The 16,251-nt window shown below is 69.4% G+C and carries 17 protein-coding genes; 9 read left to right on the plus strand and 8 right to left on the minus strand.

Features of this window, described 5'->3' with window-relative positions:
* Positions 1-94 precede the first annotated feature (94 nt).
* Positions 95-1,015: a slipin family protein gene (locus tag AB0M65_RS33755; RefSeq protein ID WP_364036997.1), complete on the minus strand. Its 921-nt coding sequence runs from the start codon at positions 1,013-1,015 to the stop codon at positions 95-97.
* A gap of 88 nt (positions 1,016-1,103) precedes the next feature.
* On the opposite strand from AB0M65_RS33755, the gene AB0M65_RS33760 reads away from it, so the two are divergent.
* The 4 genes from AB0M65_RS33760 to AB0M65_RS33775 are packed head-to-tail and all read left to right on the plus strand — an operon-like array spanning position 1,104 to position 5,027.
* Entirely contained in the window at positions 1,104-2,015 is a 912-nt protein-coding gene (locus AB0M65_RS33760; protein ID WP_364037000.1) for an aminoglycoside phosphotransferase family protein, read from the plus strand.
* 44 nt (positions 2,016-2,059) lie between these two features.
* Entirely contained in the window at positions 2,060-3,370 is a 1,311-nt protein-coding gene (locus tag AB0M65_RS33765; protein WP_364037003.1) for a CBS domain-containing protein, read from the plus strand.
* Positions 3,363-3,872, plus strand: a complete 510-nt coding sequence (locus AB0M65_RS33770) for a DUF1003 domain-containing protein (RefSeq protein WP_364037006.1) — start codon at positions 3,363-3,365, stop codon at positions 3,870-3,872. Before AB0M65_RS33765 ends, AB0M65_RS33770 begins: the two co-directional genes overlap by 8 nt.
* A 9-nt stretch (positions 3,873-3,881) precedes the next feature.
* The gene (locus tag AB0M65_RS33775; RefSeq protein WP_364037009.1) at positions 3,882-5,027 is read left to right on the plus strand and encodes an Mrp/NBP35 family ATP-binding protein; all 1,146 of its coding nucleotides are present in this window, start codon (positions 3,882-3,884) and stop codon (positions 5,025-5,027) included.
* A 441-nt stretch (positions 5,028-5,468) separates the two neighbouring features.
* Here the strand turns inward: AB0M65_RS33775 and tatB are convergent, their stop codons facing one another.
* Together tatB and AB0M65_RS33785 are read right to left on the minus strand one after the other, a co-directional pair.
* Positions 5,469-5,900, minus strand: a complete 432-nt coding sequence (gene tatB / locus AB0M65_RS33780) for a Sec-independent protein translocase protein TatB (protein WP_364037012.1) — start codon at positions 5,898-5,900, stop codon at positions 5,469-5,471.
* 56 nt (positions 5,901-5,956) lie between these two features.
* The gene (locus AB0M65_RS33785; protein ID WP_364037038.1) at positions 5,957-7,498 is read right to left on the minus strand and encodes a trypsin-like peptidase domain-containing protein; all 1,542 of its coding nucleotides are present in this window, start codon (positions 7,496-7,498) and stop codon (positions 5,957-5,959) included.
* A 161-nt stretch (positions 7,499-7,659) separates the two neighbouring features.
* Between AB0M65_RS33785 and AB0M65_RS33790 the strand changes: the two genes are divergently transcribed.
* The gene (locus tag AB0M65_RS33790; protein ID WP_364037015.1) at positions 7,660-8,379 is read left to right on the plus strand and encodes a hypothetical protein; all 720 of its coding nucleotides are present in this window, start codon (positions 7,660-7,662) and stop codon (positions 8,377-8,379) included.
* A 9-nt stretch (positions 8,380-8,388) separates the two neighbouring features.
* Here AB0M65_RS33790 and AB0M65_RS33795 read toward each other — a convergent pair whose 3' ends face one another.
* The gene (locus tag AB0M65_RS33795) at positions 8,389-9,066 is read right to left on the minus strand and encodes a zf-HC2 domain-containing protein (RefSeq protein ID WP_364037018.1); all 678 of its coding nucleotides are present in this window, start codon (positions 9,064-9,066) and stop codon (positions 8,389-8,391) included.
* The gene (sigE, locus tag AB0M65_RS33800) at positions 9,063-9,665 is read right to left on the minus strand and encodes an RNA polymerase sigma factor SigE (protein WP_364037041.1); all 603 of its coding nucleotides are present in this window, start codon (positions 9,663-9,665) and stop codon (positions 9,063-9,065) included. The genes AB0M65_RS33795 and sigE overlap by 4 nt, the downstream gene beginning before the upstream one ends.
* Before the next feature lie 199 nt (positions 9,666-9,864).
* Between sigE and AB0M65_RS33805 the strand changes: the two genes are divergently transcribed.
* Positions 9,865-10,515, plus strand: a complete 651-nt coding sequence (locus AB0M65_RS33805) for an O-methyltransferase (RefSeq protein WP_364037021.1) — start codon at positions 9,865-9,867, stop codon at positions 10,513-10,515.
* A 13-nt stretch (positions 10,516-10,528) separates the two neighbouring features.
* On the opposite strand, the gene AB0M65_RS33810 is transcribed toward AB0M65_RS33805, so the two are convergent.
* Positions 10,529-11,773, minus strand: a complete 1,245-nt coding sequence (locus tag AB0M65_RS33810; protein WP_364037044.1) for an MFS transporter — start codon at positions 11,771-11,773, stop codon at positions 10,529-10,531.
* A 105-nt stretch (positions 11,774-11,878) separates the two neighbouring features.
* Here AB0M65_RS33810 and AB0M65_RS33815 point away from each other — a divergent pair, with 105 nt between their 5' ends.
* Together AB0M65_RS33815 and AB0M65_RS33820 are read left to right on the plus strand one after the other, a co-directional pair.
* Positions 11,879-12,763, plus strand: a complete 885-nt coding sequence (locus AB0M65_RS33815; protein WP_364037024.1) for a LysR family transcriptional regulator — start codon at positions 11,879-11,881, stop codon at positions 12,761-12,763.
* Between the two features lie 69 nt (positions 12,764-12,832).
* A complete protein-coding gene (locus AB0M65_RS33820) occupies positions 12,833-13,444 on the plus strand; it encodes a phosphatase PAP2 family protein (RefSeq protein ID WP_364037027.1) in 612 nt (203 codons plus the stop codon).
* A gap of 8 nt (positions 13,445-13,452) precedes the next feature.
* Here AB0M65_RS33820 and AB0M65_RS33825 read toward each other — a convergent pair whose 3' ends face one another.
* Complete coding sequence (locus AB0M65_RS33825) at positions 13,453-14,928, minus strand: leucyl aminopeptidase family protein (RefSeq protein WP_364037030.1); 1,476 nt, start codon at positions 14,926-14,928, stop codon at positions 13,453-13,455.
* A 91-nt stretch (positions 14,929-15,019) separates the two neighbouring features.
* On the minus strand, positions 15,020-15,187 hold the full coding sequence (locus AB0M65_RS33830; RefSeq protein ID WP_005155393.1) for a DUF3117 domain-containing protein: 168 nt from the start codon (positions 15,185-15,187) through the stop codon (positions 15,020-15,022).
* Positions 15,188-15,383: 196 nt separating this feature from the next.
* Here AB0M65_RS33830 and AB0M65_RS33835 point away from each other — a divergent pair, with 196 nt between their 5' ends.
* A complete protein-coding gene (locus tag AB0M65_RS33835; RefSeq protein WP_364037035.1) occupies positions 15,384-16,178 on the plus strand; it encodes an enoyl-CoA hydratase-related protein in 795 nt (264 codons plus the stop codon).
* Positions 16,179-16,251: the final 73 nt, after the last annotated feature.

Here is a 16,251-nt window from a genome sequence, read left to right on the forward strand (position 1 = left end):
CACCCCACTGCGCGGATGTCCTGAAGGCCCCCTTTGAGACGTTGAACGTCTCAAAGGGGGCCTTCAGGACATCAAGCATGCTCGACAACGTCCGCTACGAGGGGCGCACGTCCGCGTCGTCCGGCTCCCGCGGCGACGGCGGCACCTGACCGTTGGCCGGCGGGACGGCCGGAACCTCCGGGACAGCCGCGACAGGAGCAGCGGGAGCGGGAGCAGCGGCGGCAGGACCAGGAGCAGGAGCAGGAGCGGCCTCCGCCGATCGCTTCGGCGTGTTCGCGTCGAGGAAGCGCAGCAACTCCACCGGGAACGGCAGGACCAGCGTCGAGTTCTTCTCCGCCGAAACCTGCACGACGGTCTCCAGCAGCCGCAACTGCATCGCCGCCGGGGTATCGGCCATGGTCGCGGCCGCCTGCGAAAGCTTGTACGACGCCTGCAGTTCGCCGTCGGCCGAGATGACCCGCGCGCGCCGCTCGCGTTCGGCCTCGGCCTGGCGTGACATCGAGCGTTTCATCGATTCCGGCAGCGCGACGTCCTTGATCTCGACCCGGTCGATGTGGATGCCCCAGTCCAGCGCGGGGCTGTCGATCATCAGCTCCAGGCCTTCGTTGAGCCGTTCGCGGTTCGACAGCAGGTCGTCCAGCTCGCTTTTGCCGATGATGGACCGCAGTGACGTCTGCGCCACCTGGCCGACGGCCGAGCGGTAGTCCTGCACGTTCACCGCGGCCAGTACCGGATCGACCACCTTGAAGTACACGACCGCGTCGACCCGCACGCTGACGTTATCGCGGGTGATGCCGTCCTGCGCGGGGATCGGCATCGTGATGATCTGCATGTTGACCTTCTGCATCCTGTCCGCGAAGGGCATCAGCATCGCGAGCCCCGGCTCCCGGGGCGTCGTGCGCACCCGGCCGAACCGGAAGACCAGACCGCGTTCGTACTGTTTCACCACCCGCAGGCTGGCCGCGAGCCAAGCGCCGCCAACGACGACGACCGCACTGAGAATCTCCACCACCATAACCGCTCCCGGGGTTGTTCTCCCTGTTCACGGTACGCCTGGCGGGTCACGGTCGAAACACGGTGGACACGCCTGCCAAGGTGGGTTCGTGACCGGTTTCAAGATCCCGCCCAAGTTCCTCGACCGCGCCGCCGACCTCGGCCCCGGTGCCGCCGAGTGGCTCGACTCCCTCCCGTTCCTCGCCGAGAAGTACACGGCCAAATGGAATCTCGGCTACGACGGCGAGGCCATGCACGGTTTCGTCGGCGTCGCCCAGCCCGTCCGCCGCGCCGACGGCTCCCCCGCGATCCTCAAACTCGGCTGGCCGCATGAGGAATCCGACGACGAGCCGCTCGCACTGTCCACTTGGGCCGGTCAGGGCGCGGTGCTGATGTACGACAACGTGCCCGAAGACGGCGTGTTGCTGCTGGAGCGGCTTGACGCCACTCGCTCGCTCGAAACCGAGCCGATCCGGGAAGCCGTCGAGACCGTCGGCGCGATCGCGCGGCGGCTGGCCGTCCCCGCCCCCGAAGCCCTGCGGCGTTCTCTTCGTGAAGAGGCTGCGGAACTGGTCACCGAACTCCCGGAGACGTGGAGCGAACTCGGCGAGCCGTTCGACCGGAAGTACATCGACGCGGCGGTCGAGATCTGTGTGCACCTCGGGCCAACGGCAGGCGAGCTGATGGTGAACGAGGATCTGCACTTCGAGAACGTCCTCGCCGGCGAACGCGAACCGTGGCTGGTGATCGACCCGAAGCCGCTCTCGGGCGACCTCGAGTTCGGCGCGATCTCGATTCTCTGGAACCGGGCGACCGAGTCCACAATGGACGAAAAGATCGCGTGGTTCACCGCCGCGGCGGGGCTGGACGCCGAACGCACGCGGGCGTGGACGCTCGTGCGCGCGGTGCGGAACTGGATCTGGCTCCACGAAGACCTCGCCGAGGGCAGCTCACCCGAGAGCATCGCCGAAGATCCCGCGTACGCCGCCGTCCCGGAAATCGCCGCCTGGGCATTGCGGTGATCACACGAATCGTCTCCCGCGCCGGGAGCCGATAGCCTTCGGGCATGGCAGGCGTGAACAGGGTATTCGCAGCTCAGCTGGCCGGTTTGCCGGTATTCGGGCCCGATGGTGAATCGATCGGCAAGGTCCGGGACCTGGTGGCGGGCCTGCGGCTGGATCAGCAGCCGCCGCGGATACTGGGCATCGTCGTCGAGCTGACCACGAGGCGGCGCGTGTTCGTGCCGATGTTGCGCGTGACCTCGATCGAGCCCACCGCCATCACCCTCGCCACCGGTTCGGTGAACATGCGGCGATTCCACCAGCGGCCCAACGAGGTACTGGTGGTCGGGCAGTTGTTCGACGCGTACGCGACGCTCGCGGGCTCCGACACCCGGATCACTGTCGTCGACGCCGCCATGGAACCGACACGGACCCGGGACTGGGTGCTCGCGAAACTCGCGATCCGCGAGCGGTCGAGCAGGCTCGGCCTCGGCAGGCGACGTGCGCCGATGCAGGTGCTGCCGTGGTCGGAGGTGTCCGGGCTCGGGCTCACCGACCTGACCGGCCAGACCCAGGGCGCGGCGCAACTGCTGGTGTTGTTCGACACCATGCGCGCGGCCGACGTCGCCGCCACCGTGCGGGACCTGCCGCTGAAACGGCGGCACGAGGTCGCCGACGCGATGGACGACGAGCACCTCGCCGACCTGCTTGAGGAACTCCCCGAAGACGACCAGAAGGAACTGCTGTCCTACCTCGCCGAGGAACGCGCCGCCGACATCCTCGAAGCGATGAACCCCGACGACGCCGCCGACCTGCTGGCCGAACTGGCGCCCGCCGAACAGAACCGGTTCCTGGAACTGATGGAGCCCGAGGAGTCGGCACCGGTGAAACGGCTGCTCGAGTACTCCTCCGACACCGCGGGCGGGCTGATGACACCCGAACCGGTCGTCCTGACCCCCGATGCCACGGTCGCGGAGGCACTCGCGCATATCCGCAACGCCGATCTCCCGGTGGCGCTGGCGAGCATGGTGTTCGTCTGCCGCCCGCCCACCGAGACGCCGACAGGGCGCTTCGTCGGCGTCGTCCACTTCCAGCGGCTGCTACGCGAGCCACCCGCGGAAATAGTGGCGAGCGCCGTCGACACGCAGTTGCCCGCGCTGCGACCGAACGCCACGTTGTCCGAGGTCACCCGCTACTTCGCCGCCTACAACCTCACCTGCGGGCCGGTGGTCGACGCCGAAGACCACCTGCTGGGCGCGGTCACCGTCGACGACGTCCTCGACCATCTGCTCCCGGAGGACTGGCGCGAGACCGGGCTGCACGACATCACCGGCGAGATCAACGGAGAAGAAAGCGAGGAGGCCGAACGTGCCTGAACTGACGTCCGGGCGGCGGCTCGACCAGCCCCGCGGCCAAGGCCGGTTCAGGCTGAACCTGGACCCGGATACCTTCGGCAGGCTCACCGAACGGGTCGCACGGTTCCTCGGCACCGGTAAATACCTGTTCTGGCAGACACTGACCGTCATCGTCTGGATCGTGCTGAACCTGGTGGCGGTCTCGCTGCGCTGGGACCCGTACCCGTTCATCCTGCTGAATCTGGCGTTTTCGACACAGGCCGCGTATGCCGCGCCGCTCATCCTCCTGGCGCAGAACCGCCAGGACGACCGCGACCGCGTCTCGCTGGAGGAAGACCGGAATCGGGCCGAGCAGACCAAGGCGGACACCGAATACCTCGCGCGGGAGCTGGCGTCACTGCGGATCGCGGTCGGCGAGGTCGCCACCCGCGACTTCCTCCGCGGTGAACTCGACCGCCTCCGTGAGGATCTTGACGCCAAGCCACGCAAGGGCAAACCCGACCGCACGGCTACCGGTACGTAACATGGAGGCGTGACCAGTACGCAGCAACTCCCCAGCGTCGACGATGTCCGCACCGCGCTGAAGGCCGTGTACGACCCGGAGATCAAGAAGCCGATCACCGAACTCGGCATGGTCAAGGGCGTGGAGGTCGGCTCGGACGGTGTGGTCACTGTCGGGATTTATCTGACGGTCGCCGGCTGCCCGTTGAAGGCGACGCTGACGAAGGACACCACCGACGCCGTCGCGAAGCTCCCCGGCGTCAGCGACGTCCGGGTCGAGCTCGACGTGATGAACGACGAGCAACGCACGGCACTGCGAAAATCGCTGCGCGGTGACGCCGCGGAACCGGTGATCCCGTTCGCGCAGCCGGGTTCGCTGACGCGGGTCTACTGCGTCGCGTCCGGCAAGGGCGGGGTCGGCAAGTCCTCGGTGACGGTGAACCTCGCGGCCGCGATGGCCGAGCGCGGGCTCTCCGTCGGCGTGGTGGACGCGGACATCTACGGGCACTCGGTGCCGCGGATGCTCGGCACGCGGGAGAAGCCGACCAAGGTCGACACCATGATCATGCCGCCGCAGGCGCACGGCGTGAAGGTCATCTCGATCGGCATGTTCACCCCGGGCAACACCCCCGTCGTCTGGCGCGGGCCGATGCTGCACCGCGCACTGCAGCAGTTCCTCGCCGACGTGTTCTGGGGCGACCTCGACATCCTGCTGCTGGACCTGCCGCCGGGCACCGGCGACATCGCGATCTCGGTGGCGCAGCTGATCCCGAACGCGGAGATCCTGGTCGTCACCACCCCGCAGCAGGCGGCGGCCGAGGTGGCCGAGCGCGCGGGTGCGATCGCGTTGCAGACGCGGCAGCGGATCGCCGGTGTCATCGAGAACATGTCGTGGCTGGAGACGCCCGACGGCGGGCGGATGGAGCTCTTCGGGTCCGGCGGCGGGCAGTCCGTCGCCGACTCGCTGTCGAAGTCGGTCGGCTCGCCGGTGCCGCTGCTCGGCCAGGTCCCGATGGACCCGCGGCTGGTCGCCCACGGCGACGCGGGGACGCCGATCGTACTGGCGGAGCCGGACGCGCCGGCGTCGCTCGTGCTCAAGGAGACGGCGAAGAAGCTGACCGTCCGGGCGCGTGGACTGGCCGGGATGATGCTGAACGTGACCCCCGCGGGCCGCTGACCTGCCCGGGTGTCCCGCGAGTAGAGGACTGGTTGCGGTAGTTGCGCGTGCATGGACCGCAACCAGAGGACTAATCGCGGTGTGTCAGGTGGCGTCGGGGTCGACCGGAGGGTGTCGGACTCGCGGTTCCGCGGTGTTCCGGGTGTGCGAAGGGGCTGCCCGGCAAGAGATGCGGTGATCGTGCGTCACCGAGACGTGGTGCGGGCGTGCTCAGACTCCGCACTCGCGTGCTTGAAAGCGTAACTCGCGTGCTTGAAGCCGTAACTCGCGTGCTTGAAGGCGGAACTCACGTGCTTGCAGGCGTAACTCGCGTGCTCGTGCTGACTGTGAGTACGGCTGCGAACGGGGGCCGTTCCTGGCATCCGGGTGTCCCGCAAGTAGAGGACTGGTTGCGGTAGTTGCGCGTGCATGGACCGCAACTAGAGGACTAAACGCGGTGTGTCAGGTGGCGTCGGGGTCGACCGGAGGGCGCTCGCCCGGCTTCAGCGGCTCGGGCTGCGCGGCTGTCGCCGGGTAGCCGTTGGGCTTCGAAGCACCGTTGGCACCGTTGGTCCCGTTCGCACCGCCGTTGGTGCCCTTGACGTTGTTGAGCCCCAGCGGATCGGAGTCACCGTCGAACAGGTGCTGGGTGACGACCCGCTTCGGATCGAAGTTCCGCAGACCGCGCAGGTCTTCCAGCGGCTTGCGCAGCTGGTCGAACTCCGGGCCCATCTCCTCGCGTAGTTGCGTTTTGGCGCCGGTCGCGAATTCACGGACCTTGCGGACGCTCTTCGCCATCCACGCCGCGGCTTCAGGGAGCCGCTCCGGACCGAGAATGAACAGACCCGCGACGACGATGATGAGGATCTCGCCCCAGCCGACACTTTCGAACACCCGTGTGAACCTCCGCCTCGGCGTCTTCCCCGTTCAGGGTACCCGCCCGGACCCGCTCAGTCCGAAGCCAGTTTCACGTCAACCACAAGCGAAGACCCATCACGGACAAGCCGGACAGGAACCACTTCGCCGACGTCTCGCGCGCGGACCGCGACAAGCAGTTCCGAGGAGTCGCGCACGAGCCGTCCGCCGACCTCGGTGATCACGTCGCCTTCCTTGATCCCGGCCGACGCCGCTGGGCCGCCGGGGGCGACGTTGCGGACCTGGGCGCCCATGGTGCTGGAGCCCGCGACGGTCGAGGAGGCGTTGATGCCGATGTCGGGGTGGACGACCTTTCCGTCCTTGATCAGGGTTTTCGCGATCTTCACCGCGTAGTCGCTCGGGATGGCGAAGCCGATGCCGATACTGCCGCCTTCGGCACTGGACGAGCGGATCGCCGAGTTGATCCCGACCAGGGCGCCGGTCGCGTCGACGAGCGCGCCGCCCGAGTTGCCGTGGTTGATCGCGGCGTCGGTCTGGATGGCCTCGTAGATCACCGGGGCGCTGCCGCCGTCGCCGCCCGCGGTCACCGGACGGTTCAGCGCGCTCACGATGCCGGCGGTGACCGAGTTCTGCAGTGCCAGCGGCGAGCCGACGGCGATCACCGAATCGCCGACGGCGAGATCGGACGACTTTCCGACCTGCAACGCGGTCAGGTTGTCGACGTTGACCTTGACCACGGCGAGGTCGGTTTTCGGGTCGGCGCCGACGACCTTGGCCTCGACACGCCTGCCGTCGAAGAACACGGCGGTGACCTTGGTGGCCGCGTCGGCCGTCGCCGCCGAGATCACGTGTTCGTTCGTGAGCACGTAGCCCTGGGTGTCGATGACGACGCCGGAACCTTGCTGGCCCGCGTCGGCACCGGGTTTGAACACCTCGAGCGAGACGACGGCGGGCGCCACCCGGTGGGCGATGTCCGCGATCGAGCCAGCCGGGCGTTCCTTGGCGGCGTCGGCCTCGGAGATGCTGGCCTCGCCGGTGAGTTCGGTGCCGGTGTCGGCAAACCACCAGCCGATCAGCCCGCCGGCGGCGCCGACGACCAGCGCGACGGCGGCGAGCATCGCCAGCGCCTTCGTCTGCACGCGCCGCCCGAAGAGGACTTCCGGCAAGCTCAGCAGCGCACCGTGCGGGCGCTTCGCGTCCTTCTCTTCTTCGGGCTCAGCCTGCATCGCGGGTCCGGCGAGCACCGCGCCCGAGGCGGGATCGCGCCACGGATCCGAGGTCTTGGTCCAGAGCGGTTCTTCGGCACCGTTCCCGGACAGGCCGGCGCCGTTGGCCCCGTACGGCCGCTCCAGCACGACACCCTCGGCGCCCGGCGGACGGCGGAAGGCCTCGGCGAGCGATTCCGGCGTCGGCGGCGCCAAGTTCATACCCGGCGCCGTCTGCCCGTTGGTCCCTGGCTGGTAGAGCTTGTCGAAGGCACCCGCGACGCCACGCGGCCTGCCGAACGTGGCCGCCTGCGCCGGATCGACGGCGGGCCGGGCCAGCGGGCGCGGCGCCAGCCGATCCGCCGCCGGTTCACCAGGCTGCTGCGGATTCGCGTTCGGCTGCTCGGTCATCATTCCCCGGGGCTGAGATCAGGTTGGCCGGACGCGAGAGTACGCCAAGCCTCGCTGCCGATTCTGCCGTCACCATGGTGAAGTGCGCGTTGTTTCCCCGGAACCGTCGATAAATGTGACACTTGAGGCAACCATGTCGCACCTCTGGCAGTCTAACGGTCATGTCGGAGAATCACGGGGGCCAGTTCCCGCCACAGCAGCCGTATCCCCAGCAACAGCCGTACCCGCGGCAACCGGGGTACAGCCAAGATCAGCACTACAGCCCGGAACAGCAGTGGCCTCAACAGCAGCAGCAATGGCCCCAGCAAGAGGGCTGGCCGCAGCAGCCGCCCAAGAAGAAGGGCCTGTCCACCAAGGTGAAGGTGCTGCTGCTGGTCGCCGCCCTCGTCGTGGTCGGCGGTGGGATCGGACTGATCTTCGTGGCGAAGTCGGCCGCCGGGCCGGAGAAGCAAGCGGGGAAGCTGGTCGAGGGCGACTGCGTCGTGCTGACCGGCGCGGGCAAGGGGGCCGACGCGGTCAAGACGTCGTGCGATTCCCCGCAGGCGCCCTACGCGGTGAGCCTCACCGGTATCGACAAAGGCGACTGGGACTGCAAGGAAGGCTTCTACAAGTACGCCGTCGCGACGCCGCTGCGCGGGGAGGGCGTCGCACTGTGCCTGGCGATCAACGCCAAGGTCGGGTTGTGTTTCGACGACATCGAGACGAAGACTCCGCCACCCTTGAAGGACTGCGGCTCGGCGCGGTTGAAGATCAGCGAGGTCTTCGGTCAGGCGAGCATCGTGAACAGCCCGTGCAAGGAGGGCACCGCGGAGGTCATCTCCTACTCCAGCTACGGGGCGACGAATTTCAAGAGCGCGACGATCTGCTTCGTCAAACCCTGACGAAGCGGATCAGCGAGCGGAGACGGGCACGGGCGCGCTCGACGTGCTCGGGCTCGGTGCGGGGGTGTGCGGCGGTTCCGGCCGGACACCGCCGCCCAGCTGCGCGGGCAGCAGTCCCGCGTTGACACCCTGCGGCGGGACCAATGCCGGGCTCGGCTGGTCTTCGGTGCCGTCACCCGAGGTCGCGACCAGTGCCAGTGCGCTCAGCACCAGACCCGAAACGACCACTCCGGCGCCTTGCGCGTACTTCCGGCGGGCGAGGCCGAACCGGCCGCCGCCGAGCACGTTCGGGGACTGGCCCAGCGGCGCCGATGATCCCAACGGCGCGGTACCGCCGAGCACTCCGGTTTCACGAAGTCCGGCGACCCGGTCGGGACGCTGGATGGCCACCAGCTGGCCGTCGGCCGTCATCGCCAGGTTGTCCGGCGAGCTGGGGAGCTCGGTGTTCTGCGGGATGGAGCAGAGGCTCGCGAGAAAACCCGCCGACATCAACGGGGCTCCGGCCTGCTTCACGGCGGTGACGGCCTGGCGCTGCGCGGTGACCTCCGCCGCGCAGGCCTGACAGCGAGCGATATGCGCCGACGCCCTGTCCTGGGCGCCGAGGGTCAGCTCGCCGTCGACGAAGGCGACGATGGCGTCCGGAAGCAGATGCGACTCGGGGAGTGCCCAACCTCGCGGTGCGGTCATACCCCCACCTTCGCAGACTCCTGCGCCGCGGCGCGACGACGCTCCAAAGAAGCGCGAAGCGCCTGGCGGCCGCGGTGGATCCGGCTGCGCACGGTGCCGAGCTTGACACCGAGGGTGGCGCCGATCTCCTCGTACGAGAGGCCTTCGACGTCACACAGCACGACCGCGGCGCGGAACTCGGGCGGCAGCTCGTCGAGCGCGGCCTGCAGATCCGGGTCAAGGTGCGTATCCGAGTACACCTGCTCCGGGCTCGGGTCGTCGCCGACGATGCGGTCGGTGTCCTCGGGGAGGCCTTCCATCCGCACGCGTGAGCGGCGGCGGGCCATGTCGAGGAAGAGGTTCGTGGTGATGCGGTGCAGCCAGCCTTCGAACGTCCCGGGTTTGTAGGACGCGAGGGAGCGGAAGACCCGGATGAAGGTCTCCTGCGTCAGGTCCTCGGCGTCGTGGGCGTTACCTGTCAGGCGGTAGGCGAGCCGGTACACACGATCGGCGTGTTCGCGTACGACCTCGTCCCATGAGGGCGGGGTCCATGCGGCCTCGTCCACCGTCACCGGCGTGACCTGGTCCGCGAGCTGGTCGTTCTGCATCGTTTCCTGCATCGGGGAAGTAGGCACCTCCATCAGCGTCTTCTCCCAACTACTCCACCCAACGCGGGCGATGTACGCGGTGTTCCCGTTGTCGAGGCCCAGTCTGTCCGGCCTGCTTATGTTTCTAGTGAGACTGGACTGAGAAGACCCTGAGAAGTCGGTACCAGGGAGTCTTCGCTCTTTTGTCGATAAGCAGCGCTAATCTCCGCGTGTGAATTCCGGGACGCATGCGGGCTCGCCTGCCGAGGCCGCCGACGCCGACCTCGTCGACGGGTACCTCCCCGACGACGAGGTTCTGGCCACCGCGCGGGCGCGGTCGGCCGATCTGGGGTGCGGCCCGCTGAGCGCGGGTGCCGGCGCGACGCTGCGTTTCCTGGCGACGACACTGCGCGCGAAGGCCGTCGTCGAGGTCGGGACCGGGGCAGGAGTGAGCGGGTTGTGCCTGCTCAGGGGCATGGTCGACGACGGGATCCTGACCTCGATCGACATCGAACCGGAGTACCACCGGGCGGCGAGGTCGGCGTTCCGCGAGGCAGGCTATCCGCCAGGGCGGACCCGGCTGATCATGGGCCGCGCGCTCGACGTCCTCCCCCGGCTCACGCCCGGCGGCTACGACCTGGTGTTCGTCGATTCGGCGCCGGTCGAGTACCCGAGTTGCTACGAGAAGGCCGTCGCGCTGCTGCGGCCCGGCGGGATACTGGCGTTCCACAACGTTTCGGGTGCCAGGGTGACGGATCCCTCACGACGTGATCCGGACACGCTCGCACTGCGCGAGGTCGCGCGGGCCTTCCGGGAGGACGACCGGCTGGTCCCGGCGCTGTTGCCGGTCGGCGGCGGGCTGCTGGTCGCCGCCATCGCGTAGCAAGGGACCTTTGCTATCGCCTCAGCGCCTGTTCCGTGAAGGCCTCCTTCCCCACTTCGCGGGTAGGGAAGGAGACCTTTGCGGACTTCGGGACCACGGTGAAGACGGCGACAGCGGCGAGGACGAGCCAGGCGGCGGTGAGCACGATCAGCCAGGTCCAGCCCGCGTGGCCGTACACGGTGGCGCCGACGGCGCCGCCGACACTGCTGCCGAGGTAGTACGAAAGTGTGTAGAGCCCTCCTACCTGGCCGCGAGCGTTCTCGGGCGCCTCCGCGGCGGCCCAGCCGTTGGCGACGGCGTGTGCGGCGAAGAACGCCCCGGTCAGCACGACGAAACCGACGATGACCAGCGGCAGCGAGTCGGGCAAGGTCAGCGCGGTGCCGGCGATCGTCAGCAGCAGTGCCCCCACGAGCGCCCGGCGACGTCCGAACCGGCCGACGAGCTTGCCCGCCGTCGCCGACGAGACCGAGCCCATCGCGTAGGCGAGGAAGACCAGCGAAGCGATCGCGGGCGACAGGTCCAGCGGCTCGCCGGTCAGGCGGAATCCGGCGGCGTTGTACAGCGCGACGAACGAGCCCATCGCCAGCAGCGCGACCGCGTACTGGACCAGCAGGACCGGCTTCCGCACGGCCGCCCCGAGCCCCGCGAGGACCGCCCTCCCTTGCTCGCGCAGTACCTCTGACCTGCGACGATCCGCGAAAGTGATAGCAAAGGTCCCTTGCTCCCCCCGCGGCAGGACCAGCACCGTGACCACCGCGCAGACCAGTCCGATCGCCGCGACGACCACCAGCGCGCCGTGGTAGCCGAAGGGACCGGCGGTGAGCCCGGACGCGAGCCTGCCCGCCATCCCGCCGATGGTGTTCCCGGCGATCATCGCGCCCACCGCCGCCGCGAGCCCGGCCTTCCCGAGCCGTTCCGCGAGGTAGGCCGCGGCCACTCCGGCGAACCCCGCGATGGCGACCCCCTGCAAAGCCCGCAGCACGAGCAGCGCCGGATAGCTGGGCGCCAGCGGCAGCAGGAAGCCGAACACGACCGCCGAGACCACCGAAGCGATGATCACCGGACGCCGTCCCACGACCTCGGAGAGCGCCGCGATCGGCAGCACGGCGATCGCGAGCGCGCCGGTCGCGACGCTCACCGCGAGCGAAGCGCCTCCGGGATCGAGGTGGTACTGCTCCGCCAGCTGCGGCAGCACCGGCTGCGGCGCGTAGAGCAGGGCGAAGGAGGAGATCCCGGCCGCGGCGACGGCGATCGTCACGCGGCGTGTGGGTCCGGTAGCAGGCACGATCTTGAAGCTAAGCGCAGCTAACCAATACGTCTAATACGCTCATCTGCCAGAATCGATACCGTGCTGAATGAAAGGATGACTGCCCAGCTAGCCCCTCAGCTCGCCTTGCTCACCGCACTGCGGCGCACGACGAACGTCACACGCGCGGCCGAGCTGCTCGGCGTCCCGCAGCCAACGGTAAGCCGCCGAATCGCGGCACTCGGCGAGGCCCTGGGTGCCCCGCTGACCGTGCCCGACGGCCGCGGCATCCGGCTCACCCGCGCCGCCGAACTACTCGCCGACGCCGCCGAGCGTGCCCTTGCCACTGTCGACGCCGGAGTCCGGCAGGCCCGCGAAGAGGTCGATCCCGAGTCCGGGCACATCGTCCTCGGCTTCCTGCATCTGCTCGGCCGTTCACTGGCCCCCACCCTGCTCCGCAGCTACCGCGCGGACCACCCCCACGTGCGGTTCACGCTGGTCCAGGGCTCGCGCCAGGACATGGTCGACAGGCTGACCAGCGGCGAACTCGACCTCGCGCTGCTCGCGCCCTCCCCCGTCGACGACCCGCTCCTCGACACCGCCGTGCTCGCGGAGCAGGAAATCTTCCTCTCCGTCCCGACCTCGCACCGCCTCGCCGACCGGCCCAGCGCCGCCATCGAGGATCTCAAGGACGAGGAGTTCGTCCTCCTCGAAACCGGCTACGGCCTCCGCACCATCACCGACGACCTGTGCGCCGCGGCCGGCTTCGAGCCGAAGATCGCCTTCGAGGGCCAGGAGTCCGACACCGTACGCGGGCTGGTGGCGGCCGGGCTCGGGGTGGCGCTGCTCCCCCGCTTCGAGCCGGGCAGCCCGGCGGGCGTCGCCGAAGTCCCGCTCGTGCCGCCGGTCGGCCGGACCATCGGGCTGGCGTGGCGCAAGGACGTCGCCCTGCCGCCGGCGGTCCTGCGGTTCCGGGAGCAGGTCCGCACGCAGCGCTGGTGACGATCGTCAAGGTCAGCCTCTGCCGTTCGTCCATCCCACGGACGCGACGTTTTCGCTAACTTCAGGTGAATGTACGACGACATCGTGGAGTTGGCGGGTGAGAGCCCGAGCTGGCTCCAGGCGGCGGGAATCCTGTTCACCGAAGCAGGACTGCTCGCCTTCGTGGCGCTCTTCGCCTGGATGTTGTGGAAGGCGCGCACTTCGCCTGTCCGGATCACCACGGCGCTGCTGCCGCCCGCCGCGACCGCGATCGCCTACGTGATCAGCGAAGGGGTGAAGAGCGTGATCCAGGAGGACCGGCCATGCCGGAACCTCGTCACGCTCGTCCACTGCCCGCCGCTCGACGACTGGTCGTTCCCGAGCAACCACTCCACGATCGCCGCGGCGGCCGCCGTCGGGCTGGCACTCGCCTGGCGGCGACTCGCGCCCTGGGTGCTCGCGGGTGCGGCGTTGATGGGCTTCTCGCGGGTCTTCGTCGGCGCGCATCACCCGCACGACGTTCTCGCCGGATTCGTCCTCGGCGCCGTGACGGCGTGGCTCGTGTTCCGGTACCTGACCGGCCCCGCGACCAGGCTCGCCCGCAGGCTCACCGCCCATGCCGGTGACGCGCCGACCCAGCCCATGCCCAGGGTGCGCCAGCAAGGCGATAGCAAAGGTCCCTTGCTACCGCCCCGCAGGTGATCCGCAGGTCAGGCGTAGGAAGCGACCAGCTCGACCAGCGTCCGCGTGGCGAAACCGGTGGCTCCGGGCACGACGTCGGCGTAGGTCTTGTCGGCCCGCGCGGGGCCGGCGATGTCGAGGTGCGCCCACGGGACGTCGCCGACGAACTCGCGTAGGAACAGCGCCGCGACGATGCCGCCGGGGCCGCCCGGCGCCTGCCGGACATCGGCGAGCGAGCCCTGCACGGTCTCGGACAGATCCTCCAGCAGCGGCATCCGCCACCACGCTTCGCCGACCCGCTCGCCCGCCTTCGTGACCCGCTCCGCGAGCGCGTCGTCGGTGGCGAACACGCCGCCGGTGCGGACGCCGAGGGAGACCTTCATCGCACCGGTCAGCGTCGCGGCGTCGACCACGACGTCCGGTTTGTACTTCCTGATGCCGTAGACGAGTGCGTCGGCGAGGACCATGCGGCCCTCGGCGTCGGTGTTGCCGACCTCGGTCGTCTTTCCGCCGTAGTGGCGCACGATGTCGCCGGGCCGGTACGACGAGCCGGAGACGTGGTTCTCGGCGGCGGGCACCAGTCCGGTCACGCGGACCGGCAGGCGCAGCGCGGCGATCGCGCGGACCGCGGCGATGATCGCCGCCCCGCCCGCCATGTCGGTGCGCATGAGGTGCATACCGTCGGCCGGTTTGATCGACAGGCCGCCGGTGTCGAAGGTGATGCCCTTGCCGACCAGCAGCAAATGCGTCGTCGCGCCGCGCGGCCGGTACTCCATCTCGATCAGCCGGGGCGGCGAGGCCGAGCCGCCGCCGACCGCGAGGACGCCGCCGAAGCCCTGCGCCGCGAGCCACTTCTCGTCCCGGACCGAAACGGCCAGGTCCGGGATGCCGCCGGAGACGCGTGCGGCGGTGTCGGCGAGCCATGCGGGGTTCTTGATGTTCGAGGGCGCGTTCGCCAGATCGCGCGCGAACGAGGCGGCCGCGGCGAGTTCGCGGACCCGCTCCAGCGCCTTGTCGTACGCGGGCACGGCGCGCTCGTAGCGGGTCAGCAGCCGCACGGTCTTCACACTGGGCTTGGGCTCTTCGGCCGTCACCGTGAAGCGGTAGCCGCCGAGCAACAGCCCGAAGGCCAGTTCCTCGATGTGCTCGGCGCTCGCGTCTTCGGGCAGTTCGACGGCGAAGGTGCGGAACGCCTTCAGCCCGGCCTTGACGTCTTCGTCCAGCGCCGAGGAGACGGCGCGGATCAGCGCGGCACCGGCTTTGCGGTACTGCCGGGGTTCGCCGTCGCCGACGCCCGCCAGCCAGCGGGTACCGCCGGTCGGCACGGTCTGCACCTCGCCTGCCTTGCCGGTGGGCCGCACGCCCCCGATCTCCTCGAGCCCGGCGTCACCGTCCTCTTCCGGCGATGCCGCGATCAGCGTGGCCAGCGGCGTTCCGCGCCGTAGGTCATCCGAGACCTCGAGTTCGAGAAGCTTCCCCGGAACGGGGGGTAGCGGGTTACGCACAGTGAGCGACCTCCGGGCACAGATGAACCGCGACCCCGGCCTCCGAAGGGAGACCGGGGTGCGGGTGGTTGAACGTAGGTGCTGGTCCGGCTCAGCCGGTGACCTCCTGCAAGGCCGCGCCGAGATCCTTCGCTTCTTCCGCGGAGAGCTCGACGACGAGGCGCCCACCACCCTCCAGTGGTACGCGCATCACGAGGCCCCGCCCCTCCTTAGTCACTTCGAGGGGACCATCTCCGGTCCGGGGCTTCATGGCCGCCATAGCGTGCTCCCTCCGTCTCAACCGGCGCGCCCGGGTCGCGCTCGTCAAAGCCAGCCGGGTCTACTGTCCATTGTCCCTCATCAGCGGCCGAGCGCGAACGCGGACCGATCTTTTGCCGCCGTATCGGTGCTGGTATGCGGCTCGCGAGGCTGAAAGACTTCCCTTCAGACCGCAGTTTCGCCGACTAGGAGATCCCGTGACCACATCCGACGTTCTGCTGACCGCCGACGCCGATGGCGTGCGCACCTTCACGCTGAACCGGCCGCAGGCGTACAACTCGCTGACCGTCGAACTCAAGGAACTGCTGCTGGCGGGGCTGCGGGAAGCGGCTGCCGACGACAGCGTCCGCGCCGTCGTGCTGACCGGCTCCGGCAAGGCCTTCTGCGCCGGGCAGGACCTGAAGGAGCATGTCGGACTGCTGCAGGCGGGTGACCCGGCTCCGCTACACACGGTCAAGGAGCACTACAACCCGATCGTCGAGACGATCGTCGGGATGCCGAAGCCCGTCATCGCCGCGGTGAACGGTCCCGCCGCCGGCGCGGGTGCCGCCTTCGCCTACGCCAGCGACCTCCGGATCGCCGCGACGTCGGCGAACTTCCTGATGGCGTTCGCGAACGTCGGCCTCGGCCCGGATTCGGGCGCCTCGTGGACGTTGCAGCGCCTGATCGGGCTCGGCCGCGCGGCTGAGCTGATGCTGCTGGCCCGCACGGTCGGCTCGGCCGAGGCGCTGACGCTCGGCCTGGTCAGCGAAGTCGTCCCGGACGAGGAACTGGCGGGCCGGGTGCAGAAGCTCGCCGCGAAGCTGGCCGCGGGCCCGACGGTCGCCTACGCGAAGATCAAGAATGTCCTGTCCGTGGCCGCCGAGTCCTCCCTCAAGCACGCGCTGGCCGCCGAGGACGCCGCCCAGTCCGCGCTCGGCGGGACCGCCGACCACACCGAGGCCGTCGAGGCCTTCGTCGGCAAGCGCAAGCCGGACTTCCAGGGCAAGTAGCCGCATGCGCGTGAAGGCCCCCACTTCCCCAGTACGGGAAGGCCCCCTTCCTTGCGCTAGGCGCAAGGAAGGG

This window comes from Amycolatopsis sp. NPDC051071 (assembly GCF_040682875.1).
Taxonomy (GTDB): domain Bacteria; phylum Actinomycetota; class Actinomycetes; order Mycobacteriales; family Pseudonocardiaceae; genus Amycolatopsis.